This window comes from Microvirga sp. 2YAF29 (genome assembly GCF_052114605.1).
Taxonomy (GTDB): Bacteria; Pseudomonadota; Alphaproteobacteria; order Rhizobiales; family Beijerinckiaceae; genus Microvirga.
Window position 1 is genome coordinate 243,255 of the sequence record NZ_JBFRFB010000002.1, and the last position, 21,870, is coordinate 265,124.

Annotated in this window: 17 protein-coding genes and 1 other RNA gene; 14 read left to right on the top strand and 4 right to left on the bottom strand. The window is 63.1% G+C overall.

Features of this window, described 5'->3' with window-relative positions:
* Positions 1-4 precede the first annotated feature (4 nt).
* Together AB4Y85_RS03540 and ffs are read right to left on the bottom strand one after the other, a co-directional pair.
* Complete coding sequence (locus AB4Y85_RS03540; protein ID WP_441983472.1) at positions 5-1,831, bottom strand: DNA polymerase III subunit gamma/tau; 1,827 nt, start codon at positions 1,829-1,831, stop codon at positions 5-7.
* Between the two features lie 117 nt (positions 1,832-1,948).
* Positions 1,949-2,045: signal recognition particle sRNA small type (gene ffs / locus AB4Y85_RS03545), an RNA gene on the bottom strand.
* 800 nt (positions 2,046-2,845) lie between these two features.
* On the opposite strand from ffs, the gene AB4Y85_RS03550 reads away from it, so the two are divergent.
* Together AB4Y85_RS03550 and nudC are read left to right on the top strand one after the other, a co-directional pair.
* Positions 2,846-3,256 carry an HIT domain-containing protein gene (locus AB4Y85_RS03550; RefSeq protein ID WP_441983473.1) on the top strand — a complete coding sequence of 137 codons (411 nt, stop codon included), beginning with the start codon at positions 2,846-2,848 and terminating at the stop codon, positions 3,254-3,256.
* Between the two features lie 2 nt (positions 3,257-3,258).
* The gene (gene nudC, locus AB4Y85_RS03555) at positions 3,259-4,158 is read left to right on the top strand and encodes an NAD(+) diphosphatase (protein WP_441983474.1); all 900 of its coding nucleotides are present in this window, start codon (positions 3,259-3,261) and stop codon (positions 4,156-4,158) included.
* Between the two features lie 196 nt (positions 4,159-4,354).
* Here nudC and AB4Y85_RS03560 read toward each other — a convergent pair whose 3' ends face one another.
* Both AB4Y85_RS03560 and AB4Y85_RS03565 read right to left on the bottom strand, forming a co-directional pair.
* A complete protein-coding gene (locus tag AB4Y85_RS03560; protein ID WP_441983475.1) occupies positions 4,355-5,209 on the bottom strand; it encodes a prephenate dehydratase in 855 nt (284 codons plus the stop codon).
* Positions 5,206-5,949, bottom strand: a complete 744-nt coding sequence (locus tag AB4Y85_RS03565; protein ID WP_441983476.1) for a 3-deoxy-manno-octulosonate cytidylyltransferase — start codon at positions 5,947-5,949, stop codon at positions 5,206-5,208. Before AB4Y85_RS03565 ends, AB4Y85_RS03560 begins: the two co-directional genes overlap by 4 nt.
* A gap of 265 nt (positions 5,950-6,214) precedes the next feature.
* Between AB4Y85_RS03565 and AB4Y85_RS03570 the strand changes: the two genes are divergently transcribed.
* From AB4Y85_RS03570 to AB4Y85_RS03625, 12 genes are all read left to right on the top strand, one after another.
* The gene (locus AB4Y85_RS03570; RefSeq protein WP_441983477.1) at positions 6,215-6,757 is read left to right on the top strand and encodes a c-type cytochrome; all 543 of its coding nucleotides are present in this window, start codon (positions 6,215-6,217) and stop codon (positions 6,755-6,757) included.
* Positions 6,758-6,963: 206 nt separating this feature from the next.
* Complete coding sequence (locus tag AB4Y85_RS03575) at positions 6,964-8,820, top strand: extracellular solute-binding protein (protein ID WP_441983478.1); 1,857 nt, start codon at positions 6,964-6,966, stop codon at positions 8,818-8,820.
* Positions 8,817-10,682, top strand: coding sequence for an extracellular solute-binding protein (locus AB4Y85_RS03580; protein ID WP_441983479.1), 1,866 nt, complete (start codon positions 8,817-8,819; stop codon positions 10,680-10,682). The genes AB4Y85_RS03575 and AB4Y85_RS03580 overlap by 4 nt, the downstream gene beginning before the upstream one ends.
* 53 nt (positions 10,683-10,735) lie before the next feature.
* On the top strand, positions 10,736-11,845 hold the full coding sequence (locus tag AB4Y85_RS03585) for a microcin C ABC transporter permease YejB (RefSeq protein WP_441983480.1): 1,110 nt from the start codon (positions 10,736-10,738) through the stop codon (positions 11,843-11,845).
* Between the two features lies 1 nt (position 11,846).
* Positions 11,847-13,010, top strand: coding sequence for an ABC transporter permease (locus tag AB4Y85_RS03590; protein ID WP_441983481.1), 1,164 nt, complete (start codon positions 11,847-11,849; stop codon positions 13,008-13,010).
* Complete coding sequence (locus tag AB4Y85_RS03595; protein ID WP_441983482.1) at positions 13,007-14,635, top strand: ABC transporter ATP-binding protein; 1,629 nt, start codon at positions 13,007-13,009, stop codon at positions 14,633-14,635. Before AB4Y85_RS03590 ends, AB4Y85_RS03595 begins: the two co-directional genes overlap by 4 nt.
* Positions 14,636-14,749: 114 nt before the next feature.
* Positions 14,750-15,970, top strand: coding sequence for a phosphopentomutase (locus AB4Y85_RS03600; RefSeq protein ID WP_441983483.1), 1,221 nt, complete (start codon positions 14,750-14,752; stop codon positions 15,968-15,970).
* Positions 15,971-16,177: 207 nt separating this feature from the next.
* Complete coding sequence (locus AB4Y85_RS03605) at positions 16,178-17,440, top strand: GTP cyclohydrolase II (protein WP_441983484.1); 1,263 nt, start codon at positions 16,178-16,180, stop codon at positions 17,438-17,440.
* Positions 17,441-17,527: 87 nt separating this feature from the next.
* Positions 17,528-18,817 carry a URC4/urg3 family protein gene (locus tag AB4Y85_RS03610; RefSeq protein ID WP_441983485.1) on the top strand — a complete coding sequence of 430 codons (1,290 nt, stop codon included), beginning with the start codon at positions 17,528-17,530 and terminating at the stop codon, positions 18,815-18,817.
* 36 nt (positions 18,818-18,853) lie between these two features.
* Positions 18,854-19,483 (top strand): uracil phosphoribosyltransferase, encoded by a 630-nt coding sequence (gene upp / locus AB4Y85_RS03615; RefSeq protein ID WP_441983701.1) that lies wholly within the window; start codon positions 18,854-18,856, stop codon positions 19,481-19,483.
* Between the two features lie 18 nt (positions 19,484-19,501).
* Positions 19,502-20,404 carry a 2-dehydro-3-deoxygalactonokinase gene (locus AB4Y85_RS03620; protein ID WP_441983486.1) on the top strand — a complete coding sequence of 301 codons (903 nt, stop codon included), beginning with the start codon at positions 19,502-19,504 and terminating at the stop codon, positions 20,402-20,404.
* Positions 20,405-20,434: 30 nt separating this feature from the next.
* A complete protein-coding gene (locus AB4Y85_RS03625; protein ID WP_441983487.1) occupies positions 20,435-21,817 on the top strand; it encodes a leucyl aminopeptidase family protein in 1,383 nt (460 codons plus the stop codon).
* Positions 21,818-21,870 lie beyond the last annotated feature (53 nt).

The following is a 21,870-nucleotide window of genomic DNA, read 5'->3' on the forward strand; positions in this document are numbered from 1 at the left end:
CTGATTAGAAAAGATCGTCGTCTTCTTCGGCCTCGTGCGCGGCAAGCCCATCGGCGTCGCCGAGAAGTTCCGCCTCGGCATCCGTCTCGCCGTCCTTCTCCGCACGCTCGACCACGTTGACGATCTGCGCGCCGGGGAATTTCGACAAAACCGCCTGCACGAGCGGATGACTGGCGGCGCCGGCCTTGCGCTCACGCTCGGCGGTCTCCGCCTGCTCGCGCAAGGTGGGCGCGCCCTCCTCCGACGACAAAGCCACCATCCAGCGCTCGCCGGTCCATTTCTGGAGCGCGCGGGAGAGATCGTTGGCGATAGTGCGGTTGCCGGATTCGGTGAGGCTGAGCTCGATATGGCCTTCCTCGAAACGCACGAGGCGCACATCACGTTCGAGCGCGGCCTTCAGCACGATTTCGCGCTGCTCGCTGGCGAGCGCCACCACATCCTCGAAGCGGCGAAGCCGCATGGTGGGTTCCGCCTGCGCGGGTTGCGGGCGCGGCTGCGGATGAGGTTGCGACGTCGCCAGCGCCATGGAGCCGGATGTTGCCGGGCCACCGGATGGCCTGGACGGCGCGGGAGCCGGACTGCCTGCGGGCAGAGGCGAACCGTCTTTCAGCGCGCGCAAGGCCTCGTCGGGCGTCGGCAGATCCGCCGCGTAAGCGAGACGCACGAGCACCATTTCGGCGGCGGAAATCGGACGGTTGGAAGACTGAACTTCGGGAATGCCCTTCAAAAGCATCTGCCATGCGCGCGAGAGCGTGCGCACCGAAAGCTTCTGCGCGAATTCCGTGCCACGAACGCGCTCGATCTCGGACAAGGCCGGATCCTTCGCTGCTTCCGGGATCAGCTTGAGACGCGTGACGATATGCGAGAAGGCCGCGAGATCGGAGAGGATCACACCCGGGTCGGCGCCGGCATCGTATTGCGCGCGAAGACCGGCGAAAGCGGCGGGCACGTCGCCGCGCATCACGGCCTCGAACAGGTCGATCACCTGGGTTCGGTCGGCAAGGCCCAGCATGTCGCGCACCGTGTCGGCGGTGACGACACCCGCGCCATGGGCGATGGCCTGATCCATGAGGGAGAGCGAGTCACGCGCCGAGCCTTCCGCCGCGCGGGCAATCGCCGCGAGCGCTTCCTGATCGGCCTTCACCGCTTCCGCTTCGCAGATGCGGCCGAGATGGCCCACGAGCTTGTCGGCCTCGATGCGGCGCAGGTCGAAGCGCTGGCAGCGGGAGAGAATGGTGACGGGGACTTTGCGGATCTCGGTGGTGGCGAAGATGAACTTCGCATGCGGCGGCGGTTCCTCCAGCGTCTTCAGGAAGGCGTTGAACGCCTTCTCCGAGAGCATGTGGACCTCGTCGATGATGTAGACCTTGTAGCGGGCGGAGACCGGCGAATAGCGGATGCCGTCGATGATCTGGCGCACGTCGTCGATGCCGGTATGGGACGCGGCGTCCATCTCCAGCACGTCCACGTGGCGCGATTCCATGATCGCCTGGCAGTGCACGCCGAGTTCCGGCATGTGGATGGTAGGCTGGCCGGAGCCGTCTTCCTTCTGGTAATTGAGGCCGCGCGCCAGGATGCGGGCGGTGGTGGTCTTGCCGACGCCGCGAACGCCGGTGAGCATCCAGGCCTGCGGAATGCGGCCGGTCTCGAAGGCATTGGACAGCGTGCGCACCATCGCCTCCTGACCGATCAGGTCGTCGAAGGTGCGGGGGCGGTATTTCCGGGCAAGGACGCGATAAGGCGAAGCCTGAGCCGCAGGGGCCGGCGCAGCGGGGAAGCCCGGCAGGGCCGGCTCGTCGTTCGGGGGCGTGCCGGCTGTGGTATCGTCCATGGGCTGCAAGGCTTTGGAAAACTCTGGAGCTGTTTCCACTTACGCGGAATCGTCTCTCTTTGTGACCGCATTTTTTGACGTCGAACCGGATCCACTTCGCCGAAAAATGCTACTTAAGGTGGGAGGCTGGACGAAGACCCGTTCGGTCTCGTTAGGGCTGCTTCCTTCCGGATCTGACCCGGTTGGCGAGTGAGACGTCCCTCGCCAACCTCCCAATCGCTATATGGGCGTTTCGGACAGGGAACGCAAGTTGGAAAGGCTCGACCCGCGAGTCGTCCCCGGATTGCACAAGCGAAGGCGGCGATGGTCCTCGGATGCAGGGCATTATCGCGGGGCGTCATGGGCACGCGGGCGTGACCTCGCGGCGTGTGGCCCGAGGGTGTTGGGTCGAGGGAGGGCGCGAGGAGGCGTCCGGCTCGTGTGTGTGTTTGTGTTGAGAACCTGACGGCTCCCCGCGCACGGCTTTTTTAGGCGTACACCGCGTCTTTCAGCGGAGGGCCTCCTGTCAGCGGGCTTGCGACGCCCCCAGCAGGACCGTGCCCGATCCCACAATCACGACGCCTCGCGAGCGCGCCCCTCGGTGGATCAGGCTGTGCCCACCATAGCCAAGGTTAGGATCATTGTCAAGAACAAATGCAGAACATAAGAGTGTAGCGGTGTTCCCTCCCCCTTGCGGGGAGGGCTAGGGTGGGGGCGGTCTGGCTGGGCGAGAGATCGACCCAGATTACTCTCACGTCATCACCGGCCTTGTGCCGGTGATCCCGATCATGGTGAGCGCTCCGCTCTTCGCATCGGGATGGCCGGGACAAGCCCGGCCATGACATCGTCGGGCTGTTGTGGTGTCTGGATGCCACGATGGGCTCTGACTTTGCGACCCCCACCCTACCCCTCCCCGCAAGGGGGAGGGAACGCGTGCGCCGGATCCGCCGTCCGGGATGACCCATCCTCTGATGACGTGGGAGGAAACGGCATTCCCGGCTGACAACCCACCGCCACCTCGGCTACATAAATTCTATGACATTCCAGCTCGATTCCCGGCTCGAAGCCGACACGATCCCCGTCGGCGACCTTGCTCTCTGCTCCGTCCTACTCCTGAACGATGCGCGTTTTCCCTGGTTCGTCCTGGTCCCGCGCATCGACGGCGTCAGCGAGTTGACCGATCTCTCCGAGGAGCATTCGGCGCAACTGATGCAGGAGATCCGCATCACGACCCGCGTGATGCTGGAGCTGTCGAAACCCGACAAGGTGAATGTGGGTGCGCTGGGAAATATCGTGACGCAGCTGCATGTGCATGTGATCGGACGCTTCCGCTCCGATCCGGCCTGGCCCGGTCCTGCCTGGGGCCACGGCACGAAGGCTCCCTACCCTGACCACGCGGTGACCGCGCTCATCGAGCGCGCGGCCGCTCTTTTCGCGGCGGCATGACCATGGCGATTTCTCTCGGCTACACCAGCAACGCTCTTGTTCGCCACACGGTCGAGCATGACCCGGAGGCGCTATCCAAAGCTGTCAAAGATCCGAAGAGTGCGCTGATCCTGCTCGCGGGCGATCAGCCGGTTCTCCAGGCCGGAGAACCGGGAACGAGCCTCCTGCCCTTCTCGACACTCGACCGGTTGTCCGCGCACAAGGAACAGGTGTTCCTCGGCGTTCTTGGCGACAGACCCATCATAGCAACGCTTGCGGCTCCGGAAGCGGCGGAGCTGTTTCAGGAGCCAGCTCATGTCGTGACCGATCTGCGCGCGATTGCGACCCGTGGGTTGGTGCCAGTAGAGGAACTCGGCATCCTCGCCATGGCGAAGTCCATCCTGGATTGGCACAACCGTCATCGCTTCTGCGCCAATTGCGGCGCGCCCTCTCAAGCCGCACAGGCGGGTTTCCGCCGCGATTGCAGTTCTTGCGGCGCGCAGCATTTTCCGCGCACCGATCCTGTGGTGATCATGCTGATCACGCGCGGCGACAAGTGCCTGCTCGGGCGTCAGCCGCGGTTTGTGGAGAAGGTCTATTCCTGCCTCGCAGGCTTCCTCGAACCGGGCGAGACCATCGAGGATGCGGTACGGCGCGAGACTTTTGAGGAATCGGGCATCCGCGTCGGTGAAGTGCGCTATCTCGCATCGCAACCCTGGCCCTTCCCGTCGAACATCATGATCGGCTGCCAAGGCGAGGCGATCAGCGACGAGATCAATTTTGATCGCGAGGAATTGCAGGACGCGCGCTGGTTCTCGAAACACGATGTGCGGCGCATGCTGGACGGCACGCACGAGGACTTCGCGGCACCCTCACCGATTGCGATCGCGAACCATCTGCTGCGGGAATGGATGAAGGATTAGAGCGCGACAGAGCGTTCCAACTCAAGCGATGGAAACATCCACGTCATGGCCGGGCTTGTCCCGGCCATCCCGATCCGAAGAGCACTGCCTCCACTCATCGGAATCACCGGCACAAGGCCGGTGATGACGGGGGAGTTTCAGCACTTCATCCTGCTGACGATCCCGGATCGGCTTCGCCGTCCGGGATGACGTGCCCTTATTCCGCCACTTCCTTGATCTTCTCGCGGAACGGTGCTGCCGGATACACGCCGAGAATGCGCAGCTCACGGGAGAAGAACTCCAGCTCCTCCAGCGCGCGCTTGAGGTTCGCATCTTCCGGGTGGCCGTCCACCTCGGCATAGAACTGCGTCGCCAGGAATTCGCCCTCGAGCATGTAGCTCTCGAGCTTCGTCATGTTGATGCCGTTCGTCGCAAAACCGCCCAGCGCCTTGTAGAGCGCGGCGGGCAGGTTGCGGACGCGGAAGACGAAGGAAGTCACGGTCGGGCCGTTGCCGGCGGGCGCCCATTTCGGTGTCTTCGACAGCACGACGAAGCGCGTGGTGTTGTGCGCTTCATCCTCCACATCCTCGGCAATGATCTTCAAGCCGTAGAGATCGGCCGCCATGCGCGGCGAGAGCGAGGCGCGGGTCGGGTCCTTCCACTCGGCTACCTGGCGCGCGGAGCCTGCGGTATCGCCCGCCACATAAGCCTTCAGACCGAGCTTGCGGACGATCTTGCGGCATTGGCCGAGCGCGTGGACATGGCTGTAGACGCTTTTGATCGTGCCGAGATCAGCCTCGGGCAGCGCCATGAGCTGGAAATGAATCGGCAGGAAGCCCTCGCCGATGATGTGCAGGCCGGACGTCGGCAGGAGGTGATGGATATCCGCCACGCGGCCCGCGATCGAGTTCTCGATCGGGATCATGGCGAGACCCGCCTGCCCCTCGTTCACGGCGGCGAAGGCATCCTCGAAGGTCGGGCACGGCAGCACCTCCCAATCGGGAAACATCTCCGAGCAGATGATGTGGGAATTGGCCCCCGGCTCGCCCTGGAATGAAATGACCTTGTTCATGCTGTCCTCCGGGCCGCGATGATCCCGCGGGCTCTGTCCAGATCGTGGGGGGTATCGACGCCGAGCGGCACGTCATCGACGACGACCGCGTCGATTCGCATGCCGGCCTCCAGCGCCCGCAGCTGCTCCAGCTTCTCGCGCAGTTCCAACGGCGAAGGCGGCAGGCCTACGAAGCGCTGAAGCGCCTTGCGGCGATAGGCGTAAAGGCCGATGTGATGGTAGAGCGGCCCCTCGCCATAAGGGGCCGTGGCGCGGGTGAAGTAGAGGGCGCGGAACCGGCCTGGCGAGACCTCGCTGCCAATCATCTTCACCACGTTGGGATTGGTCTTCTCCTCCTCGCGCTCGATCATCGCGACCAGGGTCGCCAGATCGACGGCGGGGTCGGACAGGGGCGCGATGGAAGCCGCGATAGCGCGCGGATCGACAGTCGGCAGGTCGCCCTGGACGTTCACGACCACGTCATGCCGGCCTTCCGGATCGAGCTTTTCCACAGCCTCGAAGATGCGGTCGGAGCCGGAGGCGTGGTCGGCCCTGGTCAGCACCGCCTGCCCGCCGGCCCGGGTCACGGCCTCGGCGATTTCCGGCGCGTCGGTGGCGATGGCGACAGGGCCGATCCCGGCTTCCATGGCACGGCGCCAGACATGGACGATCATGGGCTCGCCCGCGATATCGGCCAGGGGCTTGTTCGGCAGGCGGGTCGCCGCAAGGCGGGCGGGAATGAGAACGAGAGGATCGGACATGGGTTCTTTGAGGGCTTGGATCTTTCGCGTCCTTACCAAGGCAGGGACCATTTGTCATGGGCTCAAGGCCGGACCTCCCGCGGAACTTGGGCGTTTCTCAGCCGGTGCTGCGACCACGGGAGCGGCGAAAACCTCGAAGAGATCCAAAGAACCCCATTGTCAAACCCCTATCTCTACGGCTAAGCAACGCCCCTATCGCGGGCGCCCGCTCGTGGAGTTGTTCTGCTGCGCTGATTTCGCCGATAAGGCGAGGAGAGCCTGACCTATGAATATCGAGACCAACAAGATCGCCGGTGCCGTTTTTGCCACGCTCCTTTTCGTGGTTGGCGTCAACGTTGTTGCAGGCGGCCTGTTCTCGCCTCATAAGCCCGCCGTTCCGGGCTACGATCTTCCGGCTCCCGAAGCGGGTGCCGCTGCAGGCGGTGGCGCCCCGGCCGAGCCGGCCCAGCCCCTGCCCGTGCTTCTGGCCAGCGCCGACCCGGCCAAGGGCCAGGCCGCGTCCAAGAAGTGCGCCTCCTGCCATACCTTCGAGAAGGGCGGCCCCAACAAGGTCGGCCCGAACCTCTACGGCGTCGTCGGCCGCCCCGTCGCCTCGCACGAGGGCTTCAACTATTCGAACGGCATGAAGGCCCATGGCGGCAATTGGGATTACGAGGCCCTGAACGCCTTCGTCCATAACCCCAAGCAGGCCACCCCCGGCACCATCATGGCCTTCGCCGGCATCGCCAGCGACAAGGAGCGAGCCGACCTGCTCTCCTATCTCCGCACGCTCTCCGACAGCCCGGTTGCGCTTCCGGCCGCTCAGTAACCAGAGCGAACATCATTGCATTTTAGCAAAGCCGGGCCCTCGCGCCCGGCTTTTGTTTTGCATGGTCTCCCTTGCGCTCGCCCTACCGCGCACAAAAATGTACGATGCTCTTATTCTAAGAAGGAAGCATCGGATGGGTCCCAAAAGTGCAAATCCACTTTTGGGTCCGATGCTTTGATAGACGCCTCACGCGTAAGGAGACGCCTTTGATCCGTTTCGCGCTGCCAATCCTCCTGGCTGCCTGCCTTGCCTTCTCTCCCCTCGCGGCTCAGGAAGCCCCCAAGGAACCGCAATGGCGGCACGGCGCGACCCTTCTCGGCGAGGCCAAGTACCCAGCCGGCTTCAAGCATTTCGACTACGTGAATCCGAACGCCCCCAAGGGCGGCCTGGTGCGGTTTGGAGCGCAAGGCACCTTCGACAGCTTCAACATCGTGGTGGCAGGCGTGAAGGGCTCACCCGAGCAGGGCCTCGGCCTCATCTACGAGTCCCTCACGACCGGTGCCCTGGACGAGACGAACGCGGCCTATGGCCTGCTGGCGGAGAGCTTCACCTATCCGAAGGATTATTCCACCGTCAGCTTCCGCCTGCGTCCGGAAGCCAAATGGCATGACGGGCAGCCGGTCACAGCGGACGACGTGATCTTCTCATTCGAGAACCTGAAGGTTAACAGCCCCACTTACGCCTATTATTACGCCAACGTGACCAAGGCCGAGAAGACGGGCGAGCGCGAGGTGACCTTTACCTTCGACGAGAAGGGCAATCGCGAGCTGCCGCAGATCATGGGCCAGCTCATGGTGCTGCCGAAGCATTGGTGGGAGGGCACCGCACCCGATGGACGCAAGCGCGACATCACGCAGACGACCCTCGAGCCTCCGCTGGGCTCGGGCCCCTACCGCCTCAAGAGCTTCGAAGCAGGCCGCAATTCGACTTACGAGCGCGTGAAGGATTATTGGGGCGCCAACATCAACGTGAATGTCGGCCAGAACAATTTCGACGAGATCCGCTACGAGTATTATCGCGATGCGACGGTGCTGCTCGAAGCCTTCAAGGGAGATCGCATCGACTTCCGGGCAGAGAACAGCGCGCGCAACTGGTCGACGGGCTACAACTTCCCTGCACGCCAGGAAGGCCGCGTCGTTCTTGAGGAATTCCAGTACGCCGCAAGGGGTATCATGCAGGCCTTCGTGCTCAATCTGAGACGCGACAAGTTCAAGGACGAGCGCGTGCGCCGCGCGTTCAATTTTGCTTTCCCGTTCGAGGAACTGAATAAGACGGTCTTTTACGGACTCTACGAGCGGCCTTCGAGCTATTTCTACGGCCTCGACCTCGCCTCCTCCGGCTTGCCCGAAGGCAAGGAGCTGGAGATTCTCGAAACCCTGCGCGACAAGGTTCCGGCGTCAGTCTTCACCACGCCTTACAAAAATCCCATCAACGATTCACCGGAAGCTATCCGCAACAATTTGCGCGAGGCTGACCGCCTGCTGCGCGAAGCAGGATGGGAAGTGAAAAACGGCCGCCGCGTGAATGCGAATGGTGAAGTCTTGAGCGTGGAAATGCTCGGCAGCACACCCAGCGACGAGCGCATCTTATTGCTCTATAAACCGGCACTCGACCGCTTGGGCATCAAAACCACGGTGCGCATCGTGGACGATGCGCAAGAGACTAACCGCACACGCAGCTTCGACTTCGACATCACCACGGGTGTATGGGCACAGTCGTCATCGCCAGGGAATGAGCAGCGCGAATATTGGGGATCGCAAGCTGCAAAGCGCGAAGGTTCGCGCAATCTTGCAGGCATCGCCGATCCCGCTGTCGACGCCCTGATCGAGCGCATCGTTTACGCCAAGGATCGCGATGAGCTGGTCTCGGCCTCGAAAGCGCTCGACCGCGTGCTGCTGGCGCACAACTACGTGGTGCCGCAATGGACATCTCTGAAACAGCGCACCGCCCGCTGGAACCGCTACAGCCATCCTGAGAACATGCCGCGCTACGGCGGCGCCGCGTTCCCGACCATCTGGTGGTACGACGAGGCCAAAGCCGCCAAGACCGGAGCGCCACGATGAGAACCTTCAGCCGTCGCGCGGTCCTGAAAAGCGGCGCTGCCGCAACCGCGATCAGCCTGCTGCCGAAAACCGCTTTTGCGCAGGAGAACGGCGGCGCGGAAGTCCACGGCCTCTCCAGCTTCGGCGAGCTGCAATATCCGCCCGACTTCAAGCATTTTTCCTACGTCAACCCGAACGCTCCCAAGGGCGGCACACTGGCGCTCCAGATCAAGCAGGGCATCGGCAATCAGAATTTTGACACCTTCAACACGCTCAACATCTTCGTGCTGCAGGGCGACGGCGCCGCCGGCATGACCGCCACCTTCGATACTCTGATGTCGGGATCGGGCGACGAGCCGGATGCGCTCTACGGCCTTGTGGCAAAAAGCGTGCGCGTATCCGACGACAAACTGACCTATCGCTTCACTTTGCGTCCTGAAGCGCGCTTTCACGATGGCTCTCGACTGACCGCAAAGGACGTCGCTTTCTCGCTGAATATCCTCAAGGAGAAGGGGCATCCGGTCTTCCGCTCGCTACTGACGCAGATGGCTTCCACCGAAACTGAAGCAGATGACATTCTGCGCGTACAGTTCACGCCGCAGCGCAGCCGCGACCTGCATCTCGTCGTCGCCGGAATGCCGATCTTTTCGGAACGCTATTGGGCGGCTAAGAATTTCGAGGCGGCGACGCTCGAAGCGCCGCTCGGTTCCGGCCCCTACAGGGTCGGGCGTTTCGAAACCGGGCGGTACATCGAGTTCGAACGCGTGGCCGATTACTGGGCGAAGGACCTGCCGGTGAATGTGGGCCTGAACAATTTCGACCGCGTTCGGTGGGATTATTTCCGCGATAGGACGGTCGCCTTTGAGGCCTTCAAGAACGGCACGCTCAACTATCATGAGGAATACACCTCTCGCATCTGGGCCACGGGCTACGATTTCCCGGCCATGCGTGAAGGCAAAGTGAAAAGAGAAGAAATTCCGATTGACGCCCCTTCCACCATCCAGGGCTGGTATTTCAACTTGCGCCGGGATGCCTTCAAGGATCCGCGCATCCGCGAGGCCATCGGCCTTGCCTTCGATTTCGAATGGACGAATGCCAACATCATGTTCGGCATGTTCAAGCGCACCACGTCCTATTTCGAGAACAGCGACATGAAAGCTGCGGGCATGCCCTCACCCGAGGAGCTTGCCCTGCTGGAGCCGTTTCGCGCCGAGCTTCCAGCTTCCGCCTTCGGCGAGCCGATTCCGCCGCCCGTCTCCGATGGATCGGGACAGGACCGGCGCTTGCTTCGTCGCGCGGATGAGCTGCTGCGCGAGGCCGGATGCAAGCGCGAGGGCGGCGTACTGAAACTGCCCAACGGCCAACCTTTCCGGATCGAGTTCCTAGACTCCCAGGCCGCCTTGCAGCCTCACACGCAGCCCTTCCAGGCCAACCTGAAGCGGCTCGGCATAGAGGCAGTCTCGCGCATCGTGGATGCGGCTCAGTACCAGCGCCGCATGGATGAATACGATTTCGACATGGCAAGCCGAAACCTCGCGGGCAGCGCCACGCCCGGCGACAGCCTGCGGGTGGTCTACGGCTCGGAAGCCGGCAAGGCGCCAGGATCGCAGAACATCGCCGGCATCGCTCAACCCGCCGTCGATGCCCTGATCGAGAAGATCGCCACCGCCAAGTCTCGCCAGGAGCTCAACATCGCCTGCCGTGCCCTGGACCGGGTTCTCCGTTCGGGCCATTATTGGGTGCCCATGTGGTACAGATCCAGTGACCTGATCGCCTATTGGGACCAGTTCTCCCGCCCCGAGACGAAGCCACGCTTCGCGTCTGGCGCGCCAGGGAGCTGGTGGTACGATGCCGAAAAGGCCAAGCGGATCGGGCGAGGATAAGATTTGAACATCGAATTGACACGTCACATCGACCGCAAGCGGGCGGACGCCTGATGCTGGGCTATATCGCGCGACGCATCCTTCTCATGATCCCGACCATCCTGGGGATCATGCTCATCTCCTTTACAATCATCCAGTTCGCGCCGGGCGGCCCGGTGGAGCGCATCATTGCGCAGCTTCAGGGGCAGGATTCGAGCGCCACCTCCCGCATTTCCGGCGGTGGCGGCGATCTCGGCGGCGGCAGCCAGAGCCCCGGCGGCGGAGGTGATTCCACGTCCTCCCGCTATCGCGGCGCGCAAGGCCTGGACCCGCAATTCATCAAACAGCTGGAGACGCAGTTCGGCTTCGACAAGCCGGCCCACGAGCGCTTTTTCAAGATGATCTGGGATTATGCGCGGTTCGATTTCGGCAAAAGCTATTTTCGCGACATCTCGGTGCTGGAGCTGATCAAGGAGAAATTGCCCGTCTCGATCAGCTTAGGGTTATGGATGACGCTTCTGTCCTATGCGATCTCGATTCCCCTCGGCATCAAGAAGGCCGTGAGGGACGGTTCGTCCTTCGACATCTGGACCTCCGCCATCGTCATCATCGGCTATGCAATTCCCGGCTTCCTCTTCGCGATCCTCTTGATCGTGCTCTTCGCCGGCGGCTCGTTCTGGCAGTTCTTCCCTTTACGCGGCCTCACCTCCGAGGGGTGGAGCTCGATGCCGTGGTACATGCAGATCCTGGATTATTTCTGGCATCTGGTGCTGCCGATCACGGCCATGGCATTGGGCGCATTCGCCACCTCGACGCTGCTGACGAAGAACTCGTTCCTCGACGAGATCCGCAAGCAATACGTGCTCACCGCGCGCATGAAGGGCTTGTCCGAGCGCCAGGTTCTCTACGGCCACGTCTTCCGCAATGCGATGCTGATCGTGATCGCTGGCTTCCCCGGCGCCTTCATCGGAGCCTTCTTCGCGGGGGCGCTCTTGATCGAGACGATCTTCTCCCTCGACGGCCTCGGCCTTCTCTCCTTCGAGTCCATCGTGAACCGCGACTATCCCGTAGTGTTCGCCAACCTCTACATCTTCTCCCTGGTCGGCCTCGCGGTGAACCTGGTCTCCGACCTCACCTATACCTGGATCGATCCGCGCATCGATTTCGAGACGAGGGAGGCGTGAGATGAACGAGACCGTTCCCGTCGTTTCCCCCGCCTCCTCGCCCGTCGCGCCGCCATTGCCGCGTGAGGGCTTCGTCAAGCTCTCGCCGCTCAACCGGCGGCGCCTGCAGAACTTCAAGGCGAACCGGCGCGGCTTGTGGTCGTTCTGGATCTTCATGGTCCTGTTCGTGCTCAGCCTGTTTGCCGAACTCATCGCCAACGACAAGCCGATCCTCGCTTCCTACAAGGGCGAGATCCTGTATCCGGCCTTTGTGGATTACCCGGAAGAAAAGTTTGGCGGCTTCCTGGCGGTCACGGATTATCGCGATCCCGTCATCTCCAAGGAGATCCAGGAGAACGGCTGGCTCCTCTGGGCGCCGGTCCGTTTCTCCTACAACACGCACAATCTCGACCTCCCCGTGCCCGCCCCGGCACCGCCCACATGGACGCTCACCGACGAGCAATGCCGCCCCATCGCGGAGCGCAATGGCGGCACGGGCTGCGGCAGCATCGAGTGGAACTGGCTCGGCACGGACGACCAGGGCCGCGACGTGGTCGCGCGCCTCATCTACGGCTTCCGTCTCTCGGTGCTGTTCGGCCTCACTCTGGCAGGCATTTCCTCCATCATCGGCATTCTCGCCGGCGCGGTGCAGGGCTATTACGGCGGCTGGATCGATCTGATCGCGCAACGCTTCATCGAGATATGGACGGCGATTCCGGCGCTTTACCTGCTCATCATCATCTCGTCGATCATCACGCCGAGCTTCTTCGTGCTGCTCGGCATCCTGCTGCTCTTCTCATGGGTGTCGCTGGTCGGCGTGGTGCGCGCGGAATTCCTGCGCGCCCGAAACTTCGAATATGTGCGTGCCGCACGGGCGCTTGGCCTGTCCAACGCCACCATCATGTTCAAGCACCTTTTGCCGAACGCCATGGTGGCGACGCTCACCTTCATGCCGTTCATCATCAACGGCTCGATCACGACTCTCACCTCCCTCGACTTCCTCGGCTTCGGCCTGCCCCCCGGCTCGCCCTCGCTCGGCGAGTTGCTGGCACAGGGCAAGGCGAACCTCCAGGCGCCGTGGCTCGGCCTCGCAGGCTTCTTCGTGATCGCCGTCATGCTCAGCCTCCTCATCTTCATCGGCGAAGCGGTCCGTGACGCCTTCGATCCGCGAAAGACGTTTCGATGACAGAGCCCCTCCTCTCAGTGCAGGATCTCTCCGTCGCGTTCCGCCAGGGCGGGGGCGACATGCTCGCCGTCGACAAGGTGTCGTTCGACATCATGCCCGGCGAGACGGTGGCGCTCGTGGGCGAGTCGGGATCGGGCAAGTCGGTCTCGGCGCTCTCCGTACTGAAGCTCCTGCCCTACCCGTCCGCGCATCACCCTTCGGGCAAGATCCTGTTCAAGGGCAAGGACCTGATCGCGCTCACCGAGGACGAGATGCGCAAGGTGCGCGGCGACGACATCACCATGGTGTTCCAGGAGCCGATGACCTCGCTCAATCCGCTCCACACCATCGACCGGCAGATCGGCGAAATCCTCAAGCTGCATCGCGGCATGTCGGAGCGCGAGGCGCGCGCCCGCACGCTGGAGCTTCTGCACCTCGTGGGTATCCGCGATGCGGAGTCGAGGCTCAACGCCTATCCGCACCAGCTTTCGGGCGGTCAGCGACAGCGCGTCATGATCGCCATGGCGCTCGCCAACGAGCCTGACCTGTTCATCGCGGACGAACCCACCACCGCGCTCGACGTGACGGTGCAGGCGCAGATCCTGAAATTGCTGGCCGAGCTGAAATCCAAGCTCAACATGTCCATGCTCTTCATCACGCACGATCTCGGCATCGTGCGGAAGATCGCGGATCGCGTCTGCGTCATGCTGAAGGGCGAGATCGTCGAGCATGGCAGCGTGGAGGAGGTGTTCGGCAATCCGCAGCACGAATACACCAGGCGTCTTCTGGCAGCCGAGCCGAAGGGCCGCGCGAACCCGGTGCCCGAGAATGCGCCGACCGTCGTGGAGGCGGGCCCCATCAAGGTCTGGTTCCCCATCAAGCGCGGCTTCCTGCAACGCACTGTCGGCCATGTGAAAGCAGTGGATGGCGTGTCCGTGCGCGTGCGCCAGGGCGAGACTGTGGGCGTGGTCGGCGAATCCGGCTCAGGCAAGACCACTTTGGGACTTGCGATCCTGCGCCTCGTGCAGTCGGAAGGGCCTATCGTCTTCCTCGGCAACCGCATCGACGGCCTGCGCTCCAAAGAAGTGCGCCCCATGCGCAAGAATCTCCAGGTGGTGTTCCAGGACCCTTACGGCTCGCTCTCGCCGCGCATGTCGGTGGCGGAGATCGTGGAGGAAGGGCTGCTCGTGCAGAACAAGAGCCTCTCCTATGCCGAACGCCGCGACATCGTGGCGAAGGCCCTTTACGATGTCGGCCTCGACCCCGCGACCATGGATCGGTATCCGCATGAATTCTCCGGCGGCCAGCGCCAGCGCATCGCCATCGCGCGCGCCATGGCGCTGGAGCCGCAATTCATCATGCTGGACGAGCCGACCTCCGCCCTCGACATGTCGGTGCAGGCGCAAATCGTGGAGCTTCTCCGCGATCTCCAGAAGCGTCGCAACCTCGCCTACATGTTCATCAGCCACGACCTGAAGGTGGTGCGCGCGCTCGCGAACCATGTGGTCGTCATGCAGAACGGCAAGGTGGTGGAGGAAGGGGCGGCCGAGAGCATCTTCGCCGCGCCGCAGACGGATTATACGCGAGCCCTGTTCGCGGCGGCGTTCAACCTGGAAACGGCAGGCTCCAACACCGTGAGGCAGTGAGGCTTACCCCCCGTAAGGACCGCAATCATGGCTGACACCCCCATAAAGGTGGGGCATCGCATCTTGCGCCGTAATGCCGTATCAGTCGTGAATCTCAAGTAAGGACCTTCATTCATGGCACGCGCTCTTCTCATCGTTCTCGACTCCGTCGGCATCGGCGGCGCGGAGGATGCAGCGGCTTATGGCGATGTGGGCGCCGATACGGTGGGCCATATCGCGGAAGCCTGCGCCGATGGACGCGGCGACCGCGAGGGCCTGCGCCGGGGCCCGCTGAACCTGCCCCATATGACAGCCCTCGGCTTGGGCCTGGCTTGCGAGGCCTCCACGGGCCGCATGCCGCCAAACCTTGCGCCTCAAGGAGCCCTGAAGGGCGCCTGGGGCTACGGCGTCGAAACCTCCAAGGGCAAGGACACGCCTTCCGGCCATTGGGAGATTGCGGGCGTCCCCGTCACGTTCGACTGGGGTTACTTCCCCAACACGGTGCCCACTTTCCCCGAGAAACTGACGAGCGCTCTGATCGAACGCGCGAAGCTTCCCGGCATCCTCGGCAACAAGCACGCGTCCGGCACCGCCATCATCGATGAATTCGCAGCGGAACATCTCGAGACCGGCAAGCCCATCTGCTACACCTCCGTCGACAGCGTTCTTCAGATCGCGGCGCATGAGGAAAGTTTTGGGCTGAAGCGCCTTTACGAACTCTGCGAGATCGCGCGCGGACTCTGCGACGAATACAAGATCGGCCGCGTGATCGCCCGCCCCTTCCAGGGCACGCCCGAGACCGGGTTCAAGCGCACGGGCAACCGCAAGGATTTCGCGACGCCTCCGCCTGCCGACACCATCATGGACACGCTCGCCAAGGCCGGGCGCACTGTCGTCACCGTCGGCAAGATCGGCGACATCTTCGCCCATCGCAGCACCGGCCAGGAGATCAAGCCGAACGGCAACGATGCCTGCCTGTCCGCCGCCATCGACGCCATGAAGTCTCTGCCCGATGGCGGCTTCATCTTCGCCAACCTCGTCGATTTCGACAGCGAGTTCGGCCACCGCCGCGACATCCCAGGCTATGCCGACGCGCTGGAGGCCTTCGACAGGCGCATTCCCGAGATTGAGGCAGTGCTGAAAGATGGCGATATCGTCATCATCACCGCCGATCACGGCAACGATCCCTCATGGCAGGGCTCGGATCACACCCGCGAGCATGCGCCGATCCTGGTCTTCGGGCCGGGCGTGACGCCGGGCAGCATCGGGCGGCGGGAGAGCTTTGCCGATATGGGTGCAAGCGTGCTGGCGCTGCTGGGCGTGGCAAATCCGGGCAAGGGGAAGGCCTGGGTTTAACCGCTTCCCCTAGTGGTCATCCCGGACGGCGCAGCCGATCCGGGATGACAGCTTGGCCACGACAACCTTGGCCGCAACTTCCCCTCACCACACCCTACCCCCAACCCATTGACGGCCCCGCAACTTTGGATCAGTCTCCTATAGATCGTATGGAGACTCTCCGGACGATCAGGGGGAGTCTTCCCGTTTTCGCGTGGAAGATCATCGATGAGCTCGCCTAACCGCTCGACCCATATCCGGCTCACCTCTCACCCCGAGCCGAATGCAGGCACGATCAAGCATCCGATCAAGTGGGGCGCCTCGACGCCTCAGGAACGCGGGCCGATCATCGGCACGGTCACCAACCCTGCCGACCGCAACGTCATCGGCGCGCATGGCGGCTCCTATTCGCTCTACCGGGCACTCGCGATTTCCGCCCGTGCGCTCAATCCGCTGGCGCGGCCCGATCTTCACAACACGCATCCCACCGCCGAGATCGGCCCGTATCCGCAATGGTCGGAACCGAGCAGGATCGTCTCGCTCGATCCCTGGGGCCATATGGTCGGCGAAGTCTTCAAGGACGATATCGCCAGCGGCATCGACATCCGCCCCAGCATTGCGGTGACGAAAGCGCGGCTCAACATGCCGGAAATTCTCGCGGCCATGGGCGCGAACCGGCTGAAGGCCGATGGCGGTTTCCTGCACGAATCCGGCGACATTTCCGTCACCAAGATCGCGGTCGATCCCGTATGGTATCTGCCCGGCATCGCGGAACGCTTCGGCTGCTCGGAAGGCGAGTTGCGCCGCACGCTGTTCGAACAGACCGGCGGCATGTTCCCCGAACTCGTGACGCGCCCCGACATGAGCGTGTTCCTGCCGCCCATCGGCAACATCACGGTCTATGTTATCGGCGAGGTGTCGCGCCTGAGCGATCCGAAAACCCGCATCGCCTGCCGCGTGCATGACGAATGCAACGGCTCCGACGTGTTCGGCTCCGACATCTGCACCTGCCGTCCTTATCTCGTGCACGGCATTGAGGAATGCGTGAGAGAGGCGCAGTCGGGCGGTGTCGGCGTGATCGCCTATAACCGCAAGGAAGGCCGCGCGCTGGGCGAGGTGACCAAGTTCCTCGTTTACAATGCGCGCAAGCGTCAGGAGGGCGGCGATTCCGCCGCAACTTATTTCGAGCGCACGGAATGCGTGGCGGGCGTGCAGGATGCGCGCTTCCAGCAGCTCATGCCTGATGTGCTGCACTGGCTCGGCATTCGCCGCATCGACCGGCTCATGTCCATGTCGAACATGAAATACGATGCCATCACCGGCTCCGGCATCGAGGTGGTGGAGCGCGTGCCGATCCCCGCCGAACTGGTGCCGCCGGATGCTCAGGTCGAGCTGGAAGCGAAGAAGGCTGCCGGCTACTATACGCCGGATGGAGCCCCCGATGCCGAGGGTCTGGACAAGGTGAAGGGCCGCGATCTCGAGCGCTTTTAACCTTCTCCACAATCGGCTGGCCCCGACGGTGCTGGCCGGCGACAGACTATGCTATCGCTTCTCGCGTCGAGAACACCGGAGCCCCGATTGACGGACCAGCCTGACCTGTCTTCCAAGACCCACCTGTCTTCAGAGACCCACTTGTCTTCAGAGACTCTTGCCGCCCGCAAGCTTCTGACCGCAAAGGCGGTGCGGGAGCGTTCGCATCAGCTTCTCGAAGCCGGCCTTGCCGGCCGTCTGCACCATTTCACGGTCGATCTGAACCGGCTGGACGCTTGCGCCGACGAGGTTGTTGCCACCATTCGCGAGGCCTACCCCTCTCTCGACATTCCTTTCCATGCCCGCTGGCGTCATTTCTCGGCCGGAGGCCACGACCGGTGGGATGCGGTGATGCATGGCGCGCCCTGGGAGAATGCCGCCCAGATGGCTCGCGCCGCCTTCGACCTCGCCATCGTCTCCGTGCTGCTCGATGCGGGCGCCGGCCCGCAATGGCGCTACGAGGAAGGCCGCACGGGCGAGACTTATACGCGCTCTGAGGGCCTTGCGATCGCAAGCTTCGACATGTTCTTGAGTGGCGCGTTCTCCAGCAATCCCAACGATCCGTTCCGTGTGGATGCGGATGTGCTGATGACGATGACGGCCGAGGACTTGGCCTCCGGCTTCCAGGTATCAGTGGATAATCCGCTTGTGGGGCTTGAGGGCCGCGCCTCGCTCCTCAATCGCCTTGGCCGTGTGGTCGCGACCAATCCCGACATTTTCGGCCAGGCGGACGATCCCAGGCCCGGCGGCATCTTCGATGTGATCGCGGGTACGACCTTGGACGACAACATCAAGGCGACCTCCATCCTCGAAGCCCTGCTGGCCCATCTCGGCCCGATCTGGCCGGGGCGCATCACACTGGGCGGCATCGACCTCGGCGATACGTGGCGCCACCCGCTCGTGGAGGCGCCCGATGCCACGAAGGGGTTGATTCCCTTCCACAAGCTCTCGCAATGGCTGTCCTATTCCCTTATCGAGCCTCTGGAATGGGCGGGCTACAATGTTGTCGAGATCGACGGCCTCACCGGCCTGCCGGAATACCGCAATGGCGGCCTTTTTCTCGACACGGGCGTTATCGGCCTGAAGGATCAGGAAGACGCCAAGCGCGCTCATGCGGTGGATTCGCAGCTCGTTGTTGAATGGCGGGCCTTGACGGTTGCGCTTCTGGACCGCATTGCCGATCCCATCCGCGCGAAGCTGGGCTTCAAGGCGGAGGACTTCCCCCTGGCCAAGGCGCTCGAAGGCGGCACCTGGGCAACGGGGCGCCGGTTGGCGAAGGAGAAGCGCGGCGACGGTTCGCCGCCTCTCAGCGTCATCAGCGACGGAACAGTGTTTTAATTGAGTAGGTATGCGACGATGAAAGAGGGCAAGAACATGCAGGGCGTCACGGTGGTCGATCATCCTCTGGTGCAGCACAAGCTGACCTTGATGCGCGACAAGGAGCGCTCCACGAAGGGCTTCCGCCAGCTCCTCAACGAGATCGGCATGCTGCTCTGCTACGAGGTTACCCGTGACCTTCCCATGGAGCGGATCGAAATCGAGACGCCGATGACCAAGATGGCAGGCGCGCAGATTGCCGGCAAGAAGCTGGTCTTCGCACCGATCCTGCGCGCAGGCGTGGGCTTTCTCGACGGAATGCTGACGCTCGTGCCTGCGGCGCGCGTGGCGCATATCGGCCTCTATCGCGATCCGGAAACGTTGCAAGCCGTAGAATATTACTTCAAGGCCCCGTCCGACCTCGCGGACCGCATGGTGCTCGTGCTCGACCCGATGCTCGCCACCGCGAACTCGGCAGTCGCCGCCATCGACCGCCTGAAGGAACGAGGCGCGAAGGATCTGCGTTTCGTGTGCCTATTGGCTGCACCCGAAGGCATCGAGAAGCTGCGCGGCGCTCACCCGGATGTGGACATCTGGACCGCTTCGATCGACGAGCGTCTCAACGATCACGGCTACATCGTTCCCGGTCTCGGCGATGCCGGTGACCGCATGTACGGAACGCGCTGACCACGAAGGGATATGCCTTTGCGATTCATCGTCGCCGATTGGGGAACGACACGCTTCCGTGGCTACCTGATCGAGGATGAAACCATTCTCGATCAGGTCTCGTCGAACGAGGGCGTTTCCGAACTTCAAAAGGGCCAGCATCGCGACGTGTTTCTGCGCCAATGTGGGCGCTGGCTCGAAGCCAAACCTGACGCGCCCGTGCTGCTCGTCGGCATGGTGGGAAGCCGCGAGGGCTGGGTGGAAGCGCCTTACGCCACCTGCCCCGCCGGCCCTGAGGAAATCGCGAAAGCGATGGTACCGGTGGAATTGGGCAATGGCCGCAGCGGCTACATCATTCCCGGCCTTTTCTGCGAGCCTGCTCCCGGCGCCGCCGATGTGATGCGTGGCGAGGAAACCCTTGCGCTCGGTTCCGGCATCGAGAACGGCATCATCTGCTCGGCAGGAACCCATCCCAAATGGATCGAGATGCGCGATGGACGTATCGCGCGTTTCGCCACCTACATGACCGGCGAGATGTACGCGCTGCTGCGTGAGCATTCCATGATCGGTCGCCCCGCGACCGAGCCGGAAGATCTGAGCGGCTTCGATCTCGGGCTCGACGCCGCCATGCGCAACGACGGCGAGAATGCCGTTGGCCTGCTGCATCTTCTGTTCAGCGCCCGCGCATCCGTCGTTTCCAAACGCATGGACAGCAATCTGCTCGCGCCGTACCTGTCGGGCTTGTTGACCGGTGATGAAATCAACGGCGCGCTTGCCCAGTTCGGACGTCCCAAGAGCGTCACCATCATGGCTGAAGAAAGCCGCGCCGAGCTTTATATTCACGCTCTCAAGAGATACGGCATCGAGGCGCAGACGAAGATCCCACAACAAGCCTTGCTCGCCGGTTTGTCACGCATCGTGCGTGCCCATGCGCAGCGTTGAACGGCACAACCCACTCTCAGGTCAAATCTCATGCCCCATCCCCTTCTCGCCGCAGACAACGAGACCTCGCGTCCCATCTGGCTCGTGAATGACCAATCATGGCCGGAGATCGCATCCAAGCTTCCGCAGGCCGCGCAGGCTTTCGCGAAGGTGCAAGGCTTCGAGGGCAAGGCTGGGAGCCATTGCATCCTGTCGGATGCGGATGGCGGCATTCTCGGCGTCGTCTTTGGCCTTAACGGCACTGAGGCCAAGCACGACGATCCCTTCCTCGTCGGCAAATTGCCGACGCTTCTGCCGGACGGCGTTTATCGCTTTGAGACGGAAGCACCGAACCCGACGCTCGCCACACTCGCGTGGATTCTCGGAAGCTACAGCTTCACCCGCTATCGCAAGCGCAACGAGAAGTCTGTGCGGCTCATCGCGCCGAAGGGCGTCGATGCGGATGATGTGACGCGCATTGCGGATGCTGTTTACGCAAGCCGCGACCTCGTCAACACGCCCACGAGCGATCTCGGCCCCGACGGCATCGAAGCCGCCGCGCGCCAGATTGCGGAGAGGCACGGCGCGAAGTTCACCAGCATCGTCGGCGACGATCTGCTGAAACAGAACTTCCCCATGATACACGCGGTCGGACGGGCATCGGCGACACCGCCGCGTCTCATCGACTTCACCTGGGGCAACGAGAAAGCACCGCGCATTACGCTGGTCGGCAAAGGCGTCGCATTCGATACCGGCGGCCTCGACATCAAGCCCGCCTCGTCCATGCTGCTCATGCGCAAGGACATGGGCGGTTCCGCAGCGACGTTGGCGCTGGCCAGCATGATCATGGGCGCAAAGCTGCCCGTGCGCCTGCGTGTGCTCATTCCCGCCGTCGAGAATTCCATTTCGAGCAACGCCTTCCGCCCCGGCGATATCCTGCAGAGCCGCAAAGGCATCACGGTCGAGATCGGCAATACGGATGCGGAGGGTCGTCTGATCCTCGCCGATGCGCTGGCGCTCGCGGATGAGGAGAAGCCGGACCTTATCGTGGATTTCGCGACGCTCACGGGTGCCGCCCGCGTGGCGCTCGGCCCCGAACTGCCGCCCTTCTTCACGGATGACGACGCGCTTGCCGCCGACATCGCCCGCCATGGCCAAGCCGTGAACGATCCCGTCTGGCGCATGCCGCTCTGGGCACCTTATCAGGCTCAACTCGACTCCAAATTCGCGGACATGAACAATACCGGCGGCCCCATGGGCGGCTCCATCACCGCGGCGCTTTTCCTGCGCCGTTTCGTGAAGGATGCGAAGGCCCACGTACATTTCGACATCTTCGCCTGGAACCCCTCCACCAAGCCGGGCCGTCCCGAAGGCGGCGAGGTTCATGCGGCACGCCTGATGTATGCCTACCTGAAGGAGCGCTACGCTTTTTAAGCATAGCAGCAGGGAATGGTTGCACCGTTCGTTATGACACCAAATAATACGGG

Coding starts and splice junctions, on each gene's coding strand:
- AB4Y85_RS03540 (WP_441983472.1), bottom strand. CDS start 1,831: ATGGACGATACCACAGCCGGCACGCCCCCGAACGACGAGCCGGCCCTG.
- AB4Y85_RS03550 (WP_441983473.1), top strand. CDS start 2,846: ATGACATTCCAGCTCGATTCCCGGCTCGAAGCCGACACGATCCCCGTC.
- nudC (WP_441983474.1), top strand. CDS start 3,259: ATGGCGATTTCTCTCGGCTACACCAGCAACGCTCTTGTTCGCCACACG.
- AB4Y85_RS03560 (WP_441983475.1), bottom strand. CDS start 5,209: ATGAACAAGGTCATTTCATTCCAGGGCGAGCCGGGGGCCAATTCCCAC.
- AB4Y85_RS03565 (WP_441983476.1), bottom strand. CDS start 5,949: ATGTCCGATCCTCTCGTTCTCATTCCCGCCCGCCTTGCGGCGACCCGC.
- AB4Y85_RS03570 (WP_441983477.1), top strand. CDS start 6,215: ATGAATATCGAGACCAACAAGATCGCCGGTGCCGTTTTTGCCACGCTC.
- AB4Y85_RS03580 (WP_441983479.1), top strand. CDS start 8,817: ATGAGAACCTTCAGCCGTCGCGCGGTCCTGAAAAGCGGCGCTGCCGCA.
- AB4Y85_RS03585 (WP_441983480.1), top strand. CDS start 10,736: ATGCTGGGCTATATCGCGCGACGCATCCTTCTCATGATCCCGACCATC.
- AB4Y85_RS03590 (WP_441983481.1), top strand. CDS start 11,847: ATGAACGAGACCGTTCCCGTCGTTTCCCCCGCCTCCTCGCCCGTCGCG.
- AB4Y85_RS03595 (WP_441983482.1), top strand. CDS start 13,007: ATGACAGAGCCCCTCCTCTCAGTGCAGGATCTCTCCGTCGCGTTCCGC.
- AB4Y85_RS03600 (WP_441983483.1), top strand. CDS start 14,750: ATGGCACGCGCTCTTCTCATCGTTCTCGACTCCGTCGGCATCGGCGGC.
- AB4Y85_RS03605 (WP_441983484.1), top strand. CDS start 16,178: ATGAGCTCGCCTAACCGCTCGACCCATATCCGGCTCACCTCTCACCCC.
- upp (WP_441983701.1), top strand. CDS start 18,854: ATGCAGGGCGTCACGGTGGTCGATCATCCTCTGGTGCAGCACAAGCTG.
- AB4Y85_RS03625 (WP_441983487.1), top strand. CDS start 20,435: ATGCCCCATCCCCTTCTCGCCGCAGACAACGAGACCTCGCGTCCCATC.